General features: G+C 71.1%; 14 protein-coding genes. 5 read left to right on the top strand and 9 right to left on the bottom strand.

Going from position 1 to position 22038, the window contains the following annotated elements:
- Nucleotides 1–10 precede the first annotated feature (10 nt).
- The 6 genes from ACGFYY_RS33870 to ACGFYY_RS33895 form a co-directional block, all read right to left on the bottom strand.
- Complete coding sequence (locus ACGFYY_RS33870) at nt 11–3268, bottom strand: aminotransferase class III-fold pyridoxal phosphate-dependent enzyme (protein ID WP_393715324.1); 3258 nt, start codon at nt 3266–3268, stop codon at nt 11–13.
- Nucleotides 3269–3290: 22 nt separating this feature from the next.
- Nucleotides 3291–5849 carry a type I polyketide synthase gene (locus ACGFYY_RS33875; RefSeq protein WP_393715326.1) on the bottom strand — a complete coding sequence of 853 codons (2559 nt, stop codon included), beginning with the start codon at nt 5847–5849 and terminating at the stop codon, nt 3291–3293.
- Nucleotides 5842–9195: an amino acid adenylation domain-containing protein gene (locus tag ACGFYY_RS33880; protein ID WP_393715328.1), complete on the bottom strand. Its 3354-nt coding sequence runs from the start codon at nt 9193–9195 to the stop codon at nt 5842–5844. Before ACGFYY_RS33880 ends, ACGFYY_RS33875 begins: the two co-directional genes overlap by 8 nt.
- Before the next feature lie 5 nt (nt 9196–9200).
- A complete protein-coding gene (locus ACGFYY_RS33885; protein WP_393715330.1) occupies nt 9201–10670 on the bottom strand; it encodes an acyltransferase domain-containing protein in 1470 nt (489 codons plus the stop codon).
- Between the two features lie 309 nt (nt 10671–10979).
- Nucleotides 10980–11234: a phosphopantetheine-binding protein gene (locus ACGFYY_RS33890; protein ID WP_365264304.1), complete on the bottom strand. Its 255-nt coding sequence runs from the start codon at nt 11232–11234 to the stop codon at nt 10980–10982.
- Entirely contained in the window at nt 11231–11437 is a 207-nt protein-coding gene (locus ACGFYY_RS33895) for an MbtH family protein (RefSeq protein WP_365264302.1), read from the bottom strand. Before ACGFYY_RS33895 ends, ACGFYY_RS33890 begins: the two co-directional genes overlap by 4 nt.
- A 222-nt stretch (nt 11438–11659) precedes the next feature.
- Between ACGFYY_RS33895 and ACGFYY_RS33900 the strand changes: the two genes are divergently transcribed.
- Nucleotides 11660–12709: a MupA/Atu3671 family FMN-dependent luciferase-like monooxygenase gene (locus tag ACGFYY_RS33900; RefSeq protein WP_393715333.1), complete on the top strand. Its 1050-nt coding sequence runs from the start codon at nt 11660–11662 to the stop codon at nt 12707–12709.
- A gap of 54 nt (nt 12710–12763) precedes the next feature.
- On the opposite strand, the gene ACGFYY_RS33905 is transcribed toward ACGFYY_RS33900, so the two are convergent.
- Nucleotides 12764–13993, bottom strand: coding sequence for a GNAT family N-acetyltransferase (locus ACGFYY_RS33905; RefSeq protein ID WP_393715335.1), 1230 nt, complete (start codon nt 13991–13993; stop codon nt 12764–12766).
- A gap of 301 nt (nt 13994–14294) precedes the next feature.
- Here ACGFYY_RS33905 and ACGFYY_RS33910 point away from each other — a divergent pair, with 301 nt between their 5' ends.
- Both ACGFYY_RS33910 and ACGFYY_RS33915 read left to right on the top strand, forming a co-directional pair.
- The gene (locus tag ACGFYY_RS33910; RefSeq protein ID WP_393715337.1) at nt 14295–14852 is read left to right on the top strand and encodes an SMI1/KNR4 family protein; all 558 of its coding nucleotides are present in this window, start codon (nt 14295–14297) and stop codon (nt 14850–14852) included.
- A gap of 263 nt (nt 14853–15115) precedes the next feature.
- Nucleotides 15116–16798 carry an SWIM zinc finger domain-containing protein gene (locus tag ACGFYY_RS33915; protein ID WP_393715339.1) on the top strand — a complete coding sequence of 561 codons (1683 nt, stop codon included), beginning with the start codon at nt 15116–15118 and terminating at the stop codon, nt 16796–16798.
- Nucleotides 16799–16907: 109 nt separating this feature from the next.
- Here the strand turns inward: ACGFYY_RS33915 and ACGFYY_RS33920 are convergent, their stop codons facing one another.
- Together ACGFYY_RS33920 and ACGFYY_RS33925 are read right to left on the bottom strand one after the other, a co-directional pair.
- Nucleotides 16908–18245, bottom strand: a complete 1338-nt coding sequence (locus ACGFYY_RS33920; protein ID WP_393715341.1) for a class I SAM-dependent RNA methyltransferase — start codon at nt 18243–18245, stop codon at nt 16908–16910.
- Between the two features lie 100 nt (nt 18246–18345).
- Complete coding sequence (locus tag ACGFYY_RS33925; protein WP_365264271.1) at nt 18346–20400, bottom strand: APC family permease; 2055 nt, start codon at nt 20398–20400, stop codon at nt 18346–18348.
- A 219-nt stretch (nt 20401–20619) separates the two neighbouring features.
- Here ACGFYY_RS33925 and ACGFYY_RS33930 point away from each other — a divergent pair, with 219 nt between their 5' ends.
- Both ACGFYY_RS33930 and ACGFYY_RS33935 read left to right on the top strand, forming a co-directional pair.
- Nucleotides 20620–21288, top strand: a complete 669-nt coding sequence (locus ACGFYY_RS33930; protein WP_365264269.1) for a TrkA family potassium uptake protein — start codon at nt 20620–20622, stop codon at nt 21286–21288.
- On the top strand, nt 21285–21947 hold the full coding sequence (locus tag ACGFYY_RS33935) for a TrkA family potassium uptake protein (RefSeq protein WP_030765850.1): 663 nt from the start codon (nt 21285–21287) through the stop codon (nt 21945–21947). The genes ACGFYY_RS33930 and ACGFYY_RS33935 overlap by 4 nt, the downstream gene beginning before the upstream one ends.
- The last annotated feature ends 91 nt before the right edge of the window (nt 21948–22038 follow it).

Consider the following 22038-nt stretch of genomic DNA (forward strand, 5'->3'; position numbering starts at 1 on the left):
GAGGTGGTGCTCAGAGGTCGTCATGGGCGGGCCGATCAAGTCGGGCCAGTGGGCGCTCGCCGTGCGCGACCAGGTCGGCGAGCAGGTTCTGGTAGCGGTGCGCGATGTCGGCGGCGAGTTCGGGGGCGACGACGTCCGTCGCGATCTCGAAGTCGCACCGGAAGCCGTCCGCGCCCTCGATGATGTTCAGCGCCAAGGGGTGGCCGGTGTGGACGATCGGCAGCGGGTCGGCCTCCGACACCGTGAGCCCGTCCATCGGGGGCGCCGCCACGCGCCGGTAGAACGAGATGGACGTCGCGAGCAGGTCGGCGCGCAGGCCGCTTCCTGGCGCGAGCTCCGTGATCAGGTCGGCGAACGGGTGGTCCTGGGTCTCGAGCCCGGTCACGAGGTGCTCCATGACGTCGGCCACGCAGTCCGCGGCCAGGACGTCCGCCGTCCGTCGCAGACGCAGCGGCAGCAGGTTCGAGCAGTACCCGACCACCTGGTCCAGCTCCGGCGGGCGGCGGGCGGTCAGGACCGGGACGACGATGTCGTCCTGCCCCGTCACCTGGTGCAGCACGGCGCCCCAGGCCGCGATCAGGTAGGCGAACGCCGTCGCGCCCTGCTCCCGGGCGGTGCCGCGCATCCGGTCGCAGAACTCGGAGTCGAGCCGGACGCTGTGCCGCACCGCCCTGTAGGGGAACGGGCCGGACGCTCCGGGCCCGGGCAGCTCCGGAGCCGCCGCGCCCTGGAGCAGCGTGCGCCAGTAGCCCTGGTGCTCGGTGGCGTCGGGGCCGCGGACGACCCGCTCGTGCCAGGCGACGTAGTCCCGGAATTGCTGCGCGGGCGGCAGCAGGGGCCTCACGTCCTGGCAGCCGGCGTTGTACAGGGCGACGAGGTCGTCGACCAGGACGCTGAACGACCAGCCGTCCACCGCGGCGTGCGCCCCGGAGATCAGCAGCAGATGCCGCTCGGGAGCGGTCCGCACGATCGCGACGCGGAACACCGGCCCGGCCGTGAGATCGAGCCGCTGCTCGGCCCAGGACCGCCGGAAGCGGTCGAGGTCGTCGTCGTCCGGGCAGACGTGTTCGGTCAGGACCTCGGCCGGCACCGTCTCCGCGGCCGGACGCACGACGAGCGTCTCGCCGTCGGCGGCGAGCGTGGTCCGCAGGGTCTCGTGCCGCGCGACCAGGCCCTGCACGGCGCCGCGCAGCGCGTCCCGGTCCAGCCGTCCGTCCAGCCAGAAGCCGACGGACATCTGGTACGCCGGCACGCCGCCCTCGTCCAGTGCGGCCTGCTGCCGCTGGGCGAGGGTGCTGCGCGGCGCGGGCCGTGGCGCGACGTCCTCGGCCGGGTCGGCCCGGCCGGGGCCGAGCACACCGTGCGCCCGCAGCTCGGTGATCGAGTCACGGACCGCGGCCCGGATGTGGTCGAGATCGGCCTGCTCGTGCGCCGTGGACAGGAAGAAGTTGCGCATCTCCCAGACGAACACGCCGCGGTCGAGCAGGTTGAAGTAGAGGGGGTCCATGTTCTGTTCGTGCTCGAACCGGAAGAACGAGGAGAACCGGCGGACGTCGATCGGCACGTCGAGCTCGCGGAAGTCGGCGTTCAGCCCGTCCACGAACACCTCGGTCTTGCGATCGAGGTCCCGCTGCAGGGCCGGGCCCTCGCGGCGAAGGTGGTCCAGAACCGCCCGGGCCGCCACCATGGTCATCGGATGCTGGCTGAACGTGCCGGCGAAGAAGGTGGACTCCGCGGTCGGGCGGGAGCCGTCGCCGAAGTCCCACACGCCGCCGTCGATCGTGTCCATGATCCCGCCCCGGCCGGCGATCACACCGATCGGCATGCCGCCGCCGATGATCTTGCCGTACGTGGCCAGGTCGGCGTCGATGCCGTAGAGCCCCTGGACACCACCCGGGTGGCAGCGGAAACCGGTCACCATCTCGTCGAAGATCAGCTTGGTGCCGTGCCGTCGGGTGATCTCCCGGACCCGGCGCAGGAACTCGGGGTTCTGCACTCCGGGGGTGCGGAGGGTCACCGGCTCGGTCATCACCGCGGCGAGCCGCGGACCGTGCCTTTCGATGAACTCCAGTGCCTCGTCGGTGCCGAATTCGAGCACGTGCATGTTCTCCACCGCGCGCGCCGGGATACCCGAGGTGATCGGCCGGGTGGTCCGCACGCCGTTCTCGGACGAGGCCGCGGCGAGCACGCTGTCCGCGTGACCGTGGTAGGCGCTGGAGAACACCACCACGTCGTCGCGGCCGGTCGCGGTCCGGGCGATCCGCAAGGCGGTCATGACCGCTTCGGTGCCGGTGTTCAGGAAGGCGACCCGCTCCATGCCGGTGAGTTCGATCAGGCCGGCGGCGACCTCCTCGACCACCTCGGTGCGCGAGGCGATGACGAAGCCGAGGTCCAGCCGCTCGCGCAGGGCCGACATGACGGCGGGCGGGTTGTGCCCGAGGAGGTGGACGCCCCACCCCATGGTGAGGTCGACGTACTCGTTGCCGTCGATGTCCCACAGCCGTGCGCCCTGCCCGCGATCGGCGACGATCGGGTACAGCATCTCCTTGGTCGTCGGCCGGAAGCCGATGGACGAGCGGCTGTCGGCGATCCGCGGGCGGAACCGCTGGGCGAACTCCTTCGAACCCTTCGTCCTGTTGCCGAACCGCTCGGCCAGGACCTTGAGGTACCGGGCACGCTCCGCCGACTCCACCAGGCCGGCTCCGCCGCGCGCACCGGGTGCGAGCGGGGCGGCCGGCCGGGACGAGGCCGGTCGACCCGCCGGTCGGGTCGCGGGCGCCGGTTCGACGACGACCGGTACCGGTCCGGTGCCTGAGGCGGCACCGCCCGACAGGAGTGCGAGCTGGCTCCGCATGACGGCGAGCTGTTCGGTGATCAGGCGCTCGACCGCCGTCGTGGCGCCGGGCACCGCCCCGGTGTCGACCGAAACCGGCGCCACCACCGGCGCGGGGACGGGGGTCCGCGGCACGTCCACGGCCGCTGCGATCACAGCTCCGGAGGCCGGGGTCGCCGCAGCCTGCGGCGGCGTGCCGGCCGGCGCGTTCGCCGCCAGGTGCGCCGCCAGCGCGGCGGGCGTCTGGAGGTCGCCGAACAGCTGCCGGAGCGGGACCTTGCAGCCGAAGCGGTCCTCGACCAACCGCAGCATGCCGAGCAGCGCCATCGAGTCCGCACCGAATTCGGCGAACGAGACGTCCGGATCCAGCGCGTCCGGGCGGATGTCGAAGTAGTCGCCGACCATCGCGACGACCTCTGGGAGCAGTGGCTCCACGGTGTTCTCCTCGTGGTTCATGTCAGCCGACCCGGGCCAGGTGCGCCGCCAGGCGGTCGATCGTCGGGTTCTTCAGCAGATCGATCGTCGGCAGGGGGACGCCGAGTTCCGTCCCGATCCGGCGGGCGAGCCGCACGGCGAGCACCGGGTCGTCGTCGATGTCGAAGACGCTCCGGTCGTAACGGTCGACCTCGGTACGCAGCACCTCGGTCCACAGCTTCGCCAGCAGCCGCTTCAACTCCTCGCCGCGCGGCGGGCCGGCGGGGGCCGCCGGCGGCGCCGGGTCCGGTTCGTCCAGCCGCAGCCTGCTGCGATACAGCGGATGTGCCGGCAGCGGGACCCGTCGGTGCTCCTGGCCGGACCAGTCCGACCAGTCCACCGGCACGCCCGCGGTCCACAGTCGGGCCGCGTCGTGGAGCAGCCGCGCCACCGGCGACGACGCGGGGTCGTCGTCCGGGTCGAAGGCCCCCGGCAGCGGTTCGGCCGGGGTTCCGATGACGACCACCGTCGCCCCGTCCGAGGTCCGGCACCCGAAGGCCTCGGCCGACCGGCTGCCCTCCCACACGTCCCGGGTCCAGTGCAGCGGGTCGAGGGCTCGCGCCTCGGGCAGCTCGCCGCCCACGACGGCCGACAGGATCGGTACGCGCGGGACGCGCGGCCGCACCTCCGGCGGGCCGTCGAGCAGCCCGGCCCGCCAGGACAGCAGGGCCAGCGCCTCGTTCTCGTCGAGAACCCCGCTGTAGCAGGCCGCGAGGACTTCACCGGCTCCGGCGCCGCCGACCGCGTCGGGCCGCGCGCCGGATTCGGCCCACAGGGTCGCGAGCGCCAGTGCGGCGGTCACCTGGGCGGCCGGCGGACTCTGCGCGTGGATCGGGGCGCTGTCGACGGACCGCCGCACGATGTCGGCCACGGCCGGCACCCGCTCGGCCAGCACCCGGAAATCCTCGACCGGGACCTCGCCGAACAGGAACGACACGGCCGGGGCGGCCTCCGCCGTCGACGCCGCCGCGGCCCCCGCGGCGATCGCCCGGAGTCCGGCCACGGCGGTGGCGTGGTCGTCCGCGACGACCGTGCCGCGATGTGCGAACCCGCGCCGGCCGGCCCGCAGCGTGTATGCGGCGTCGAGGAGGTCGGGGGCGTCCGGCCCGGCCAGTACGTCGGCCAGCCGGCCGGCGAGCTCGCGTAGGGCCCGGTCGCTCTTGGCGCTCACCGCGAGCAGTCGGGGACCGGCCTCCGGTGTCGGCCGCGCGGGCAACGGTGGCGCCTCCTCCAACACGACGTGCGCGTTGGTGCCGCCGATGGCGAACGAACTGACCGCGGCCCGCAGCGGGGTCGGGCCCGGCTGCCACGCCCTGGGCAGAGCATTGATGTGGAACGGGCTACCGGCCAGATCGATCTGCGGGTTGGGCCGGGTGAAGGTCGGGTGGCCGGGGATCTCCCGGTGCCGCAGGGCCAGCACCGTCTTGATGAACCCGGTGATCCCGGCGGCGGCGGCCAGGTGCCCGACATTGGCCTTGACCGAGCCCAGCGCGCACTGCCCGGGCCGGGCGCCGCCGTCGACGAAGGCTTCGCTGAGCGCGGTGAACTCGATGGGGTCGCCCAGGGCGGTCGCGGTCCCGTGCGCCTCGACGTAGGTGATGGTGTCGCTGTCCACCTCGGCGACCGCGTGCGCCTCGCTGATCACCGCCCGCTGGCCTTCGACGCTCGGGGCGGCGTAGCCGATCTTGTCGGCCCCGTCGTTGTTGATCGCCGAGCCCTTCAGCACGGCCAGGACCCGGTCGCCGTCCTCGATCGCCTCGGCCAGCCGCTTCAGGGCCACCAGCCCGACGCCGTCGCCGAACGTGGTGCCGGCGGCGTCCGCGTCGAAGGGACGGCACCGGCCGTCCGGCGAGAACATCATCCCCTCGCCGTACACATAGCCGGGATACGGGTTGGCGATGACCGAGACGCCGCCGGCCAGCGCGATGTCGCATTCCCCCGCGATCAGGCTCTGCGCGGCCACGTGCACCGCGACCAGCGAGGTCGAACAGGCGGTCTGCACGGCGACGCTCGGCCCCTTCAAGCCCAGCTTGTAGGAGATCCGCGTGGTCAGATAGTCCTTGTCGTTGGCGACCATGAGCCCGATGCCGTCGTAGGTCAGCAGGTCGCAGGAACGGGCCACGACGTTCGTCAGGTACGTGTTCATCGCCGCGCCGGCGAACACCCCGACCGCCTGACCGTCGGCCCCGCCGGAGTAGCCGATGGTGTCGAGCAGTTCCGACGCGACCTCCAGCATGATCCGCTGCTGGGGGTCCATCAGCTTCGCCTCGCGCCGGGTGTAGCCGAAGAACTCGTGGTCGAAGTCGAAGGCGTCGGGCAGGTCGGCCGACCGCCGGACGTAGTGCGGATCGCGCAGTACCCGCTCGGGCACACCGGCCGCGACGAGTTCGTCGTCGGTGTAGGTGGTCAGCAGCTCGTCTCCGGCGAGCAGCCGGCTCCAGAACGTGTCCACGTCGGGGGCGCCGGGGAACCGGCCGCTCATCCCGATCACGGCCACGTCGTTCGACCGGATCGTCATGTCGATCTCGTCGGCGTCAGGCATTCTTCCCTCCCCGTTCCCGGGCCCGCAGGCGCGCGCCGCGGACCGTGTCGTCCGCCGGTCGGACGCGTCGGCTCGACGTCCGATCGCGGTCGCGGCCCGCGCCCGCGCCGACGGCGGCGGGCGCGGCATCGGAGCGGCCGAGACGCGCCGCCAGAGTGGCCACGGTCGGATAGCGGAACAGCTCGGACCCCTTCAACGGCGGGTTCGCGGGGTCGCCGGCGAGGAGTTCGTGGACTTGCAGCAGCAGCATGGAATTACCGCCGAGATCGAAGAAGTTGTCCTCGCGGCCGATGCCCTGGCGCTGCAGCACCTGCTGCCACACGGCCGTCACCCGACGCTCGTGGTCGCTCAGCGTCCCGGTGACGCCGGTTCGAGCGGCCACGCTCGCGAACTGGGCCGCCAGTCGCGCGCGGTCGACCCGCTGACCGGCGTCGAGCGGGAACACGTCGAAGAACCCGATCGCGGTGGGCACCATGGAATGCGGCAGCCTGGAACGCAACTCCGCCCTCAGGGCGCTCTCCGTCACCTTCTCCCCCGGCTCGGGGATCACGCAGGCGACGAGGCGGCGGTCGTCGACGCCCTCGCCGACGACCGACGCCGTCGACCTTCTGACACCGGGTACCTTGTCCAGCTGGGCTTCCACACCTTCCAGCTCGAACCGGAACCCGCTGATCGTCACCTGGTTGTCGACACGCCCCAGGATCTCCAGTTGCCCCCGGGTGTTGAACCGCGCCCGATCGCCGGTGCGGAACAGCCGGCCCCGCGGCTCGAGCGGGCTGTCGAGGAAGCGTTCCTTCGTCAGCTGCGACCGGTTGACGTACCCCCGGCCGACGCACTGTCCGCCGATGTGCAGTTCGCCGGTGAACTCCGGCGGCACGGGCTGCCCGTGCTCGTCGAGAACGTGGACCCGGGCGTGCGCCGGCGGGAGTCCGACCGGCACGCCGGTTCCCACGCAGTCCTCGGGTCGGACCTGCTGCGCGGTGACCCAGGCCGTGGTCTCGGCCGGGCCGTACACGTTCCACAGCGTCCCGCACCACGCACGGACGGTCCGGGCGAGCGGCGCGGGCAGCGGCTCGCCGTACGAGAAGACGTGCTTCAGCGCCAGACCCTCGGCCCCGTTCCGCCCGACCACGGCGGACAAGCCGTGCAGGGCGGAGGGGGTCTGGGCCAGGTGGGTGACCCGTTCCGCGACGAGCAGCTGGTGGAGGAGCTCGGGCGACCGGGTCGCCTTCGACGGCACGACGACCAGGCACGCCCCGGCCAGCAAGGTGCCCCACAGCGACGGATCGGAACCGGCCGGGTGGAGGAGCGCCCCGACCGCGGTCTCGTCGATGACGACGTGCTCGCGCATCGACTCCAGCATCGTCAGGACATTGCCGTGCTCGATGTCGATGCCCTGGGGCGTCCCGGTCGCGCCGCAGGTGTAGACGGTGCAGGCCAGGTCGTCGGCTCGCGGCAGATCGCCGGGCTCGCCGGCCGGCGGCAGCTCGGTCTCCGGCATGACCAGGACCGGCACCGTGGCACCGTCCAGCAGATCGGTCAGGTCCGGCTGGGTGAGTACCAGGTGCGCCCCGCTGTCCTCGAGCACCGTCCGGCACCATGCCACGGGATCGGACGGGTCCAGGCCCACGTAAGCCGCCCGGGCCCGCTGGACCGCGACGATCGCGGCCACCGTGTCGAGGGAGGGCTCGAGCAGGAGGGCGACCCGGCTCCCCGGGCCGACGCCCTCCGCCCGCAGCCGGGCCGCCCAGCGCCCGGCCAGCTCGTCGAGCTCGGCGTACGTGAGCTCGTCCCCCTCGCAACGAACCGCCGTTCGACGGGCGTGCCGCTCCGCGGTCTGCCGGAAGCGGGCTGCCAAGCTGTCGTCCGACGCGACGGACGCCGGCACGGGGTCGCGGTCGACCCCGTGCTCGGCGTCGCCCAGGATCGACAGCTCCGTCACAGCGCGGTCAGGGCCGGCGACCGCGGCCCGCAACAGCGTCACGTAGTGCTCGGCGGCACGGCCTGCCGCGGCGGCGGAGAAGACGGACTTGCGGTACTTGAGCACTCCGACGAGCCGGTCGCCGTCGTGGACGACCTCAAGCATGAGTTCGAGCTGGTTGTCCTGCTTGTCCAGCGGGAACGGCGCCGCGGTCAGTCCCGCCCAGGGGGCCGGGGACGCGCCCGCGTCGGCCACGTGGAGGGCGGCGTGCGCCGGATGCCGACCGGACTTCTGATAGATGAACATCGTCTGGAAGATCGGATTGCGGCCGTCCGCCCGGCGCGGCGCCAGCTCGCTGACGAGCAGCTCGAACGGATAGTCCTGGTGCTCGAACGCCTCGGCGACGGTGCGGCGGGTCCGGCCGAGCTGGTCGCGGAACGAGAGCGCCTCGCTCAGGTCCGCACGCAGTACGACGGGGTTCATGAAGTTCCCGACGCAGTCGGCCAGAGCCGGGTCGGTGCGGCCGGCGAACGGGCTCCCGACGAGTACGTCACGCCGGCCGGTGTAGCGGCCGACCAGAACCTGAAAGGCCGTGAGCAATACCGCGTAGGGCGTGACCGCTTCCGCCTTGGCCAGTGCCAACACGTCCGCGGCGAGGTCCGCGGGGATCGGGAACATGAGCGAACCGCCGCCGTCGGTGTCCGCCGGGTCCAGATCGAACCTGGGCCACTCGACCGACTCCAACCGACCGGACAGCTGGGCGTGCCAATAGGCGCGGGCCCGAGCACCCCGATCGCCGGCGATCAGCTCACGCTGATAGGCGACGAAGTCGCTGTACGGATGGTTGTGCCCGGGCAGCCCCGCCGGGCGCCGTTCGACCTCGGCGACGTAGAGCTGTTCGAGCTCGGCCAGCATCGTGCCGAGCGACCAGAAGTCGCACACCACATGGTGGGCCGCCAGCAGGACGACCGCTTCTCCGGGCGCCACCCGATAGGCCCGCGCCCGCAGGGGCGACCCGGCCACGAGGGCGAACGGCTCGCGATAGGCGGCACGCACCGCCTCCTGGAGTTCCCCCTCGGTCCACTGACGCGCGTCCAGCTCGACGAAGTCGGGTTCGAGCCAGCCGTGAACGGTCTGACGGCCCGCGGGGCCGTCCCCGCCGTCGCCGCCCGCCCGACTGAAGGTGGTACGCAGCGCCGCGTGCCGCCCGACGAGCGACTGCAGCGCGCGATGGAACGCGGCGGAGTCGAATCCGCCGGTGAACCGGGCGGTGAGGGCGACGTTGTAGGACGCGCTGTCCGGGTCCATCTGGTGCAGCATCAACAACGAGCTCTGCGCGTACGAGAGCGGATGCTCGGTGCGCGCCTGTCCGGCCCGTTCCCGAAGCGCCGCCTCCAGTTTCTTCCGGAGGTCGTAGTCGGTCATGAGTGTCACTCCTCGGTCGATGCGACGGGGGTCGAAGCGCCTGGGCCTGCCCACAGCGGCAGGAGGGCGTGCAATTGGTCCTCGGTCAGCGCGTCGAGCGAGGCCAACAGCCGCTCCGCCTCCTCGGGTGAGAGCTGGTCCGACCCGCCCGTCTCCTCGGGCGGGAGCCGATCCGGCCCGCCCGCCTTCTCGCCGGTCCCCGCCCCGAGGTCGAGCCCGAAGACCTCGACGACCGGCCGGCCCGCGTCGTCGACGACCGAGACGTCCACGACCTCTCGCGCCGTCCCACCCGCCCGGTGCCGTACCACCGCGACTCCGGACCGGGCAGCGCTCGCCGACTCGTGGATCACGACCCGCTCGATCCGGAACGGCAGCTCGGTGGAGGGCGCCGAAGCCGACCCATCCGCTCCCGGCCCATCCGGTCCCGGCCCATCCGCTCCCGGCCCGTCACCGACCGTCCGCCTCGTCGCCCGGAACGGCGCGTGGTACCTCACCCAGTCGACCGGAATCCCCGCCTCCTCCAACCGGGTCAGGTGCTCCAGGACCGTCACCGAATCCGGTGTCCGAGGCGACAACCCCGTCAGCCAGAGCTCGCTCCCGTCGCTCTGCGCCCGGCCGGCCGTGGTCAGCGTCCGTCCGGGCCCCACCTCCACGAAGACCGTGCAGCCGCCGTCCATCAGGGCCCGGACTCCCGCCATGAACCTGACCGGTGAGGTGAGCTGCCGACCCCAGTACTCCGCGCCGAGCTCCCCGCCCCCGGCCCAACCCCCGGTGAGGTTCAGCGCCATCGGCACGGCCGGCGTCCGGTGCCGGATCCGGCCCGCGGCCGAGACCAGCGCCGGGACGGCCGGGGCGACCAGCGTCGAGTGGAAGGCGTGGGTGGTCTCCAGCGGGATCGTCAGCAGGCCCTGCCGCTCGAACGCCGCCACCAACTCCCCCATCGCCGTGTCGGTCCCCGAGACGACGATCCGCTCCGGGGCGTTGTACGCGGCCACCGACGCCGCCCCGCCCTGTGCCGCGACCAGGCGTTCCAGCTCGGCCGGGTCGGAACCGCCCACGGCGACCATCCGGCCGGCGCCGGGCACGGCCGCGAAGGCCCGGCCCCGGGCGCTGACCAGTTCGAGCCCCTCCTCGACGCCGAACACCCCCGCCACACAGGCGGCCGCGTATTCGCCGAGGCTGTGGCCGACCACCGCGTCCGGCCGCACCCCGCACGAGGTCCAGAACTCCGCCAACGCGACCTGCAACAGAAAGACCGCGGGCTGGAGCAGCTCGGCCCGGGTCTGGGCGGCCGGGTCGGCGAACACGTCGAGCGGACCGACGCCGGTGAGCCGACGGAACCGATCGGCATGCCGGTCGATGCCCGCGCGGAACAACGCGTGCTCGCGATGGAGTTCGACGCCCATGCCGACGTACTCGGCGCTCTGCCCAGAAAACAGGAACCCGGTCCGCGGCCGGGCACCGGCCGCCGTCACGAGGTCCCCCCGTGCGGCGGCGCCGGCCGGGCACCGCTCTCCGAAAGCTCATCGACCTGAGCATTGTTGTACGGCATTCCGGGCACGAAGGAACTCCAACCGATCTGACAAGTCTGGAAAAGTCAGCCACGAGCCCGCGACGACATCCAACCAGCTGGAACGGGATGACGCCGATATCCAGAAGAGGTCGAAGCGCCGATGGCCGAGGGCGCTATCGCCGAACCACGAACATATGGGCCGGGACACCGTCCACCGCAAGGTGACATCGGCTCGATGTCTTGCCGGCGAGACAGGATTTCGGTCTCTGTCTCACGCCCCGCCGACCAGTTCGCTCAGCACGTCGCTGAGGTCGCTGAGCAACGGGTTCTTGAGGATGACGCCCGTGATCCGGGAAACCCCGAGCTCCTGGCGGAGGGCCTGGCCGAGGCGGACGGCGATGATGGAGTTGCCACCCACCGCCAGGAAGTCGTCGCCGATGCCGATGTCCGGATTCCCCAGAAGCTCCCGCACCTTGACCACCACCAGCTCGTCCATGGGGTTACGGAACTCGCTGTCGACCGTCATCTGACCACCTCTCGCAGGCCGGCGGGCCGCATGTCCGACCAGTGCGCGGACACGTATTCAAGACAGTTCGTCCGTGTGTCCGCGTCGTGCGCGACCGCCCAGCCGGCGGGCACGGCATGGGACGCCGGCCACAGCGAGTACTGCTCCTCGCCGTTGACCAGGACCAGATGAACGCCTTCCTCGTCTTCGAACGGATTGGCCACGGCTCTCCTGTGTGAACGAAACCTGATTTCCCGAAGGACGGGTTCATCGTGCGCTTGTCTCGCCGGCGAGACAACACTCCGTCGGCCGTTTTACATCGCGGTCCGCGATGGGTGCATCTGCGAAGAACGAGGGTGCTATGAATCGGAAGCGGGCGCATTTATTGACCGATGTTCGCCACACACCCCTGACTCCGAACCCGTATCCGCTGGGGAGAACACACGATGGATCTCAGCCTCTTCTATTTCGCCAACGACAGCGGAGGCGCCGAGGCAGACCGGTACCGGTTGCTGCTCGAAGGCGCCCGCTTCGCCGACGAGAACGGCTTTGCGGCGGTGTGGACCCCGGAACGCCATTTCCACCCCTTCGGTGGGACCTATCCGAACCCGTCGGTGACCAGTGCGGCGATCGCCGCGACGACGGAGCGTGTCAAGATCCGGGCGGGCAGCGTCGTGGCACCGTTGCATCACGCGCTGCGGATCGCCGAGGAGTGGTCCGTGGTGGACAACATCTCCCGGGGTCGGGTCGGGGTGTCCTTCGCCTCCGGCTGGCACGCCGTCGACTTCGCCCTGAATCCGGCCGCGTTCACGGACCGCCGGACGGCGATGTACGAGCGGATCGAGCAGGTGCGTGCCCTGTGGCGCGGTGAGTCGATCGAGGTCACCGACGGCGCGGGGAGCCAGGTGAAGGTGCGGTCGTTCCCGCCGCCGGTCCAGGCCGACCTGCCGATCTGGGTCGCCAGTGTCGGCGACGTCGAGACCTTCCGGAGCGCCGGCCGGATCGGAGCCGGTCTCCTCACCCACCTGCTCGGACAGACTCCCGAACAACTGGCGGACAAAATCGCCGAGTACCGGAAGGCGGCGGCCGAAGCCGGCCGGCCGAGCCATGTGGTGGTGATGGTGCACACGTACCTCGGCGAGGACACCGACAGCGTCCGAGAGCTGGTCCGTCCGTCGCTGAGCGACTACATGCGCAGCTCACTCGGGCTCATCCTGGCGTCGGACCTCAGCACCGGAGACCTGGAGCCGGACGAGATCGACATGCTCGTGGAGCGCGCCTTCGAGCACTACTACGACAACGTCGGCCTGCTCGGCTCCGTCGAGAAGGGCCGGCAGGTCGTGGCGCGGCTCGCGGAGCTCGGCGTGGACGAGATCGCGTGTCTCATCGACTTCGGACTGCCGACGGACGAGGTCATGACCGGCCTGACCTATCTCAAGCAACTGCAGGACGCGTGCGCCGCCGACGCACCCGACCAGCACACGACCTCACCCTGATCGTTCCGACAGGCGGTCCGGCCCCCGCGGCCGTTCCCCGAACGGACCGCGCGGTCAGAACCAGTGCAGGCAGTGCGGGGAGCGGTCGGCGCGGAAGAGGGCGTCGGCGAGGGTGACCGCGCTCGGGTGGTGGGCCCGGATGTGTCCGGCATGCGCGAGCGTGCTCGGGGCGGTGCCGCCGAGGTAGATCGAGCCCAGGTCACGCACGTCCAGGGACAGGTCGGGCTCCCGGTCTGTCGGGATGCAGACGGCCTTGCCTTCCTGGACGGTCAGCAGGTAGCGGCCGTGATCGCCGAGGAACGGGTCGTCGACGTCGAGGACGAGTTCGCCGTCCGTGAACCAGCCACGCGCGGTCAGCGCACCCGGGATGTCCAGCAGCCGCACCCAGAGCCAGTCCATCTCGCCGCCCACCTCGCCGGCGCGGAAGTCCGCAAGCTGCCAGCGCAGCGGGTGCTCGAGCGGGACGTGCTTGAACACGACCTGAGAGACCAGGTCGTGTCCGAGGGCGAACCGGGCCAGGGCTGTGAAGACGGCGGCGTCGGTGGCGATGGTCTCGTCGACCGTCAGGGTGCCGGACTCGACCGAGTAGCTGGCGTACCCGTCGGGGACGCCGTCGGCGTCCCGGTGGACGGCGACGAGGCGCGGCGCCGGCGAAATCGGGGGCTGCCCCGCGCGCAGGGCCCACCAGCGGTGCGGCCGGGACAGTGCGCCGGGCTGGGAGCGGCGGTAGCGGTCGTACACCTCTTCCAGGATCTCGCCGCACTCGGAACGCCGCAGTACCTCGACCGAGGTGTTGTCCGGGCCGGCCGCCGGAGCGCCCGTGACGGTGCGGGCCCGGGGAACGGCGAGGGCTGCTTGCCGGCGCGGCACCGTCAGCCGCCGTGTGTAGGTCGCCGGCCCGTAGCCGAACCTGCCGTAGATGGAGGCCTCGGAGGCCAGCAGCACGGAGAGGAATTCTCCTCGGGCCCGGAACTCGGTGAGCTGGTGCCGCATCATCGTGCTGAGCACGCCTTGGCGCCGGTGGGAGGGCAGGACGCCGACAGCGGTCACCCCGGAAGCCGGGATGACGGTCTCACCGGGCAAGGTGAGTTCGAAAGGGTGCGCGGCGGCGGTGCCGACGGCCCGTCCGTCCGCGGTCAGGGCGAGCAGACAGCGGTCCGTTTCGAGCGCCGACCACCAGAGCCCGCCGCCTTCTATCGGGGTTTCCGGGAAGCGTCCGAACGCGGCATGGACCGTGTCAACGAAGACGTCGAGATCCTTGTCGGTCGTAGAACGGATCTCCATCGCTGCCGCGCCTCCTCGGGATGCCGGCACCACGACTCGTGGTCCCGGCGACAGTGCCGTGTCGGCCCGTGGCCCGGTCGAACGAACTACGGCTCGGCCCGGGCCGGTCACAGCATAATCCGGTCCCGTCCCGACGTCGGGGGTGAGTGCGGTGATCGACGGTCGGTCGAGGAGGTTGTCGTGGATCTTCTCGAGCCGGCCACGCCGCGCGGGCTCGGGGCTCAGCGGGGAGCGGCGGACGCAGGCTTCTCCGTCCGCCCTGGCCGTCGAGATGTCGGGGGGCTCTGACAGCATCACGGTCATGACCGACATCGATGACCTGGTGCAACGCGTTGCCCTCCGGGCCGCATCGGACAGCGAGGTCCTTCCGGCGTCTGTCGGCGATGCCCAGATCGCGGAGGCCGAGGGGCAACTGGGCTTCGCGCTGCATCCCCTACTTGTGCGCCTGTATCGCGAGGTCGCCGACGGCGGCTTCGGCCCCGCCCACCGACTGCTGCCCCTGCTCGGTCCGGGCTCCAGCATCGCCGGCGAGTACCTGGCGCGGCGTGAGGCGTCCGTCGGAGTGGAGCACCCGAAGTGGCCCGAAGGCGTCGTACCGATCCTGACCTGGGGCTGTGCCATGTACGCAGGCGTTGATTGTCTCAGTGAAGACGGTCAGGTCCTGCTCTTCGAGCCGAACCCGTACAGCGGCGGGTCGTGGGATGGGTGTTGGTTCCTCGACTCCGCCGGCCTGGCAGCGTGGCTGGAGAACTGGCTTGCAGGAACAGGCTGGTACGAGGAGGACGCCTTCGACAGGGACGACCTGGTCGAGCCTCAGCCATGGGACCAGGCCGCAAGCCGACTGTCCTCCGGCGCATAGCGGAAACACCGACGCTTCGTCCCGCCGGCGCAGGCTCCGCCGTCCCGGGCACGACCCGCAGCAGGGGCACGACTTCGACGGTGCTGGGGAGGCGGTACTCGGTGATGCTGTGGTGGGTCAGCTCCCGGAGCTCCTCGTTGCGGATGCCGGTCAGGCCCAGGCCCTCGATCGCGGCGAAGCCCGGAAGACGCCCACACAGGAGTCGACCAAACATCTGCTCAAAACGTGTCTGCCCGCATGTCCGCTCCGGTTGGATGAGGTACATGGGGACCACACTTGGATTCGGTGAGGACGAGCTGCGACGACTGGCGGGACCTCGGTCGTTCGAGCGGGGCCTCTCCTACCTTTCTTCGGTGTCCGCGCTGGAGATCGGGGAGTCGGCGATCACCGCGACCGTCGACGGCACCGACGCCTACGAGGTCGAGCTGACGGAGCACGAGGACGGCCTCACCGGATGGTGTTCCTGCCCGTACGGGCAGGAAGGCAACTTCTGTAAGCACTGCGTCGCGGTGGGCCTTGCCGTCCTGCGAGAGGCGGAGTCGGTACCCCGGCGCCGGGCTGCCGCCGCGTCCCGCGGCCGGCAGCTCGACGCCTGGCTGGAATCCCGCGACCGGGACGAACTCCTCGCCCTGGTGAGGGAGCACCTCGCAGGCGACCGCGCCCTGCGCCACCGCCTCGAACTGCGCGCGGCCGCCGCCGGGAGCGACCTCGGCGCCGTACGCGAGCGCGTCCTCGGCCTGCTGGACACCCGACCCTTCGCCCGGTACGGCTACGTCGAGTACGCGGACGCCCGCGCCTACGGGCTCCAGGCCTCCGAGGCCGTCTCCGCGTTGCGCGCGCTCACGGACACCGGCCGGGCGACGGAGGCGGTGGAGGTGGCCAGGGCGGCCATCACCGCCCTCGGCCGGACCTACGGCGAGATCGACGACTCGGACGGCGTCATCGGCGAGGTGGCGAGCGCACTGGCCGAGACACACCTGGACGCCTGCCGTGCGGCCCGCCTCGACCCGGTGCAGACCGCCGACTGGCTGGTGGACCACCTCCTGGGTGACGTGAACGACGCCACCGACATCGCCCTGTCCGACTACGAGGAGGTACTGGGCGAGGCGGGCCTGGTGCGGGCCCACGAGCTGGTGGTGGCGGCCTGGCGTGCCAACCCGAAGGGCTGGACGGAGAAGTACCTCATGGAGGACCTGATGAGGACGGAAGGCAGCGTCGACGCGCTGATCGCCGTCCACGCGGCCGACCTCTCCCCGACCGGCGCCACGCACCTGGTGATCGCCCAGGAACTGGAGCGGGCGGGCCGCCCGGCCGAGGCCCTGGATTGGGCGCAGCGCGGCCTGCGCGAGTCCGATCCCGCGCTCGGTCCGGACAGCCGATTGGCGGACTTCGTCTGCGAGCGCTACGCCCGGACCGGCCGCCCGGCCGATGTCGTCGCGGTCCGCCGCGAGGTACTCCTGCGCCGCCGCTCCCTCACTACGTACCAGGACCTGCGTACAGCAGCCCGCGTGGCCGACTGCTGGGACGAACCCGCGCGGGCCCACGCCCTGGACGCGTTGCGCGCCGATACCCGCCCCCGGAAGAGCCTGGGCCCCTCAGGCTCGGCCCTGGTCGACGCCCTGCTGGACGACGCCGACCACGACGCGGCCTGGGAAGCCGCCACCGCCGGCTACGCCGACGGCCGCCAGTGGCTCGCCCTGGCGGACGGTATCCGGGACCGCCGCCCGGCAGACGCCCTGACCGTGTATCTACGCCTGATCGGCCCTCTGCTCACGCGAACCGGCGACGCCACGTACGAGCATCTCGTCGAGCTCCTCCTCAGTGTCCGCGCCTGCCACCGCACCCTCGGCACGGAAGACGCGTTCACCACCTACATGACCGCCCTGCGCAATGACCAGAAACGCAAGCGAAAGCTGACGGCGCTGCTCGACCAGCACGGCCTGTAGCAGCCTGGTCTCAGGCGAACTCCGAGATACACGAACGCCGTCACGCGTCACATTCACCGGCGCCCGCGACCACACGTCGCGCCCATGTCACACTGCCCTAACCCGCAGGTCAGAGGCCCTTCCCAAGGGGCTCGAGGATGGCCACGCACTCGACGTGGTGGGTCATCGGGAAGAGGTCGAAGACGCGGAGGGTGCGGACCTTGTAGCCGTTCTCCTTGAAGTAGCCGAGGTCGCGGGCCAGGGCTGCCGGGTCGCAGGCCACGTACGCGATGCGGCGGGCCGAGAGGCCCGTGATGTGGCGGACCGTCTGCTTGCCCGCCCCCGCCCGCGGGGGGTCCAGGACGACCAGGTCGCATTCCGTGATGCCGGTCTTCGGGAGGATCGCCTCGACCTTGCCCTGCTCGATGCGGACCCGCGGGAAGTCCGCCAGGTTGTGGCGGGCGTCCTCCACCGCGCGCTTCGTCGACTCGATGCCGAGGACGGCACCGGTCTCGCCGAGGCGCTCCGCGAGGGCGCCCGCGAAGATGCCGACGCCGCAGTACAGGTCGAGGGCCATCTCGCCCTTGCGCGGCATCAGGCCCTGCATGACGGCCTTGATCAGGGTGTCGGCGGCCTGCGGGTGGACCTGCCAGAAGCCGCCCATGCCCACGCGGTACGTACGACCGTCCGCGCGCTCCCGTACGAAGGGGCGGCCGTGGACACGGTGGACCCCGCCGTCCTTCTCCTCCACGCGCAGGACGGAGACCGGCTTGTCCAGCTCCACCAGGGGGAGGCGGCCGCCGGGGCGGGGGGTCAGGACGACCTGGCGGTCCTGGGAGCCGGTCGCCGCGATCGCCTCGACCGTGGCCATCTGGGGCCAGTCCTGCTGCTCGATGCCGAGCTCCGAGACGCCCGGGGCGGCGATCATGCAGTGGTCGATCAGTTCGATGTCGTGCGAGCGGTGCTTGCGCAGGCCCGCGTTGCCGTCCTCGTCGATGGCGAACTGCACGCGGGTGCGCCACTGCGGCACCTGCCCGGCCGGCAGCTTGTCGCCCTCGGCGGGCATCACGGTGCCGTCCCAGCCGGCCTCCTCCGGGGTGAGCCCGGCGAGCCGCTTCAGCTGCTCGGCGACGACCTCGCCCTTGAGCCGGCGCTGGGCGCCGGGCTTGGCGTGCTGCCAGTCGCAGCCGCCGCACTTGCCGGGGCCGGCGTACGGGCAGGGGGCCTCGACGCGGTCCTTGGAGGCGTCGAGCACGGTGATCGCGTCGGCGCGCAGGTAGCGGGAGTCGACGTCGCCCTCGGTGACCTTGGCGACGATCTTCTCGCCGGGCAGGGTGTGGCGGACGAACAGCACGCGGCCGTCCTCGGTCCGGGCGATGCAGTGTCCGCCGTGCGCGACGGGTCCGACCTCGACCTCGTACTCCTCCCCGACCAGTGACTGCTTCTCGTTCTGCTCGACGCTCGTCATGGTGGGGAGACTCCAAAAAACCGAAAACGGAAAACGGCCGGACGACCGACCCACCAGTTTACGTGGATCTCGTCCGGCCGTTCACCAACCTGCCCTGCCGCTAGCCCTTGGCGGTGGGCTCCTTCGGCGGTCGCGGGGTGTCCACCGGACCGCGGCGCACCGCGCCCGGGGCGTTCCAGTCCTGGCGCTTCTTCGCCCGCCGCTTGGCGAGTTCCGAGGACTCCAGCTGGTAGGGCACCGAGGTGACCATCACACCGGGGGTGAAGAGCAGCCGGCCCTTGAGGCGCAGCGCGCTCTGGTTGTGCAGGAGGTGCTCGTACCAGCGGCCGACGACGTACTCGGGGATGTAGACGCTGACCGCGTCGCGCGGGTTCTCGCTGCGCAGGCCCTTGACGTACTCGACCACCGGGCGGGTGATCTCGCGGTACGGCGAGTCGAGGATCTTGAGCGGGACGTTGATCCCGCGCCGGTCCCATTCCTCGCGCAGGGCCTTGGTCTCGGCCGGGTCGACGCTGATGCTGAGCGCCTCCAGGGTGTCCGAGCGGGTCAGCTTGGCGAAGGCCAGGGCGCGCAGCGTGGGCTTGTGGACCTTGGAGACCAGGACGATCGAGTGGACCCGGGAGGGCCGCACGCTGTCCTCGCTGGGACCCTCGGCGGCGGCGATCTCGGCGGAGACGCGGTCGTAGTGCTTACGGATCGCGGTCATCGTGCCGTAGAAGATCACCATGCCGAGCAGCGCGACCCAGGCGCCGTGGGTGAACTTGGTGGCGAGGACGACGACCAGCACCATGCCGGTGAAGAAGGCGCCGAAGGTGTTGATGGCCCGGCTGCGGTGCATCCGGCGGCGGGCGGCGACGTCGCGCTCCGACTTCAGGTGCCGGTTCCAGTGCCGGACCATGCCGATCTGGCTCAGCGTGAAGGAGACGAAAACGCCGACGATGTAGAGCTGGATCAGCTTGGTCGAGTCGGCGTCGTAGATCCACACGAGCAGCATGGCCGCGCCCGCGAGGAGCACGATGCCGTTGGAGAAGGCGAGCCGGTCGCCGCGGGTGTGCAGCTGGCGCGGCAGGTAGCGGTCCTGGGCGAGGATCGAGCCGAGCAGCGGGAAGCCGTTGTACGCGGTGTTGGCGGCCAGGAAGAGCACGAGGGCGGTGGCGGCGGCCAGCAGGATGAAGAGGAAGCTGCCGTTGCCGAAGACGGCCTCCGCGACCTGGGAGATGACCGGGTGCTGGACGTATCCGGGGCCGACCGGGACGCCGTCCTTCAGCAGGTCCTCGGCCGGGTTCTCGGCCATCCGCACGTCGGTGGCCATGGCCAGGCCGATGATCCCGCAGAACATGGTGACGGCCAGGCCGCCCATGAGGGCGAGGGTGCTGGCCGCGTTCTTGCTCTTGGGCTTGCGGAAGGCGGGCACGCCGTTACTGATGGCCTCGACGCCGGTCAGGGCCGCACAGCCGGAGGAGAAGGCCCTCAGCAGCAGGAACACCATCGCGAAGCCGGCGAGGCCCTGCTGCTCGGGCTTGATCTCCAGATCCGCGGTGGGGGCCGTCATGGTGTCGTCGAGGACGATGCCCTTCCAGGCTCCCCAGCCGATCATGACGAAGACGGCGGCGACGAAGACATAGGTCGGGATCGCGAACAGCTTCCCGGATTCCTTCACGCCGCGCAGGTTCATCAGGGTGAGGAGAAGGATCATGACCATCGCCGAGAGCACCTTGTGCTCGATCACGAAATCCACCGCGGAGCCGAGATTCTCGACCCCGGAGGAGATCGATACGGCGACGGTCAGGACGTAATCGACGAGCAGGGCGCTCGCCACGGTGAGGCCGGCCTTGGGGCCGAGGTTCGTGTTGGCCACCTCGTAGTCGCCGCCACCGCTCGGGTAGGCATGGACGTTCTGGCGGTAGGACGCCACGACGGTGAACATCAGCACGACGACCGCGAGCGCGATCCAGGGGCTGTACTGGTACGCCGACACGCCCGCGATCGACAGGACCAGCAGGACTTCGCCGGGGGCATATGCCACGGACGACAGCGGGTCGGAGGCGAAGACGGGAAGGGCGATCCGCTTGGGTAGGAGCGTTTCTCCGAGGCGGTCGCTGCGTAGCGCCCGGCCGATCAGGATCCGTTTGGGCACGTCGGTCAGTTTGGACACGCAGAGGATCGTAAGCGTTCGAAATCAGCCTGACGAACCCCCACCCCCTCATACCGCAATCCCGCCGCAATTCCTCCCCACCCGCACCACCACTGCGACGCAAGAGGTCCCATGGGCGACCACCCGTGTGTAGCTTGGGCCATGGTCTGAGACCCTGTTAAACCAGAGCATGCAATGAGGCTGGGAACCAGCGAGTCGCTGACAGCCGGAAGGACGGCCGTGCACATCGTCATCATGGGTTGCGGAAGGGTGGGCTCCGCCCTCGCGCAAACCCTGGAACAGCAGGGGCATACGGTCGCCGTCGTCGACCAGGACCCCACCGCATTCCGCCGGCTCGGCGCCGGGTTCGGCGGCCGCCGCGTCACCGGTGTCGGCTTCGACCAGGACACCCTGCGGGAGGCGGGAATCGAGGACGCGGGCGCCTTCGCCGCCGTCAGCAGTGGTGACAATTCCAACATCATCGCCGCCCGCGTGGCCCGGGAGATGTTCGGCGTCGAGAACGTCGCGGCCCGTATCTACGACCCCAAGCGCGCCGAGGTCTACCAGCGCCTCGGCATCCCCACCGTCGCCACCGTGCGGTGGACCGCCGACCAGATGCTGCGCCGGCTGCTCCCCTCGGGCGCCGAGCCGCTGTGGCGCGACCCGAGCGGCGGGGTGCAGCTCGCCGAGGTGCACACCTCCTCCGCGTGGATCGGCCACAAGGTCAGCAAGCTCCAGGAGGAGACGGGCGTCCGCGTGGCGTTCCTCACCCGCCTGGGCGAGGCGATGCTGCCCACGTCGGCGACGGTCCTGCAGGAGGGCGACCTCGTCCACGTGATGATGCGCACGGACGAGATCGACAAGGTCGAGGCGGCGTTCGCCGAGGGGCCTGAGGAGGCACACGCATGAGGGTCGCGATCGCCGGTGCGGGCGCGGTGGGTCGCTCCATCGCGGGTGAGCTGCTGGAGAACGGCCACGAGGTGCTCCTGGTCGACAAGGCCCCGACGGCCATCTCGGTCGAGCGGGTGCCGCAGGCCGAGTGGCTGCTGGCCGACGCCTGTGAGATCACCTCGCTGGACGAGGCCGCGTTGCAGCGCTGCAACGTGGTCATCGCGGCCACCGGTGACGACAAGGTCAACCTCGTCGTCTCGCTGCTCGCGAAGACCGAGTACGGGGTCCCGCGCGTGGTGGCCCGCGTCAACAACCCGAAGAACGAGTGGCTCTTCAACGAGTCCTGGGGCGTCGACGTCGCCGTCTCCACGCCGCGCCTGATGTCCGCCCTGGTCGAGGAGGCCGTGAGCGTCGGTGACCTGGTGCGGCTGCTGCGCTTCAGCCACGGCGACGCCAACCTCGTCGAGCTGACCCTGCCGGCCGACTCCTCGGTCGCGGGCACCCAGATCGGCGACATCTCCTGGCCCGAGGACACCTCGCTGGTCACGATCATCCGGGGCAACCGGGTCCTCACCCCGCACGGGGAGGAGACCCTGGAGCCGGGCGACGAACTGCTCTTCGTGGCCGCCCAGGCCCGTGAGGAGCAGCTGGAGGACCTCCTCCAGGCCCGTCGCTAGTGCCGTGACCGGAAAGGTTTGCCGGGTCGCGTTGTCCGGTGCGGTGCATCGCAAGGCGGAGGGCCACGGCTCGTACCGGACGTACCGCCGT

Source organism: Streptomyces sp. NPDC048331, assembly GCF_043201215.1.
Classification (GTDB): Bacteria; Actinomycetota; Actinomycetes; order Streptomycetales; family Streptomycetaceae; genus Streptomyces.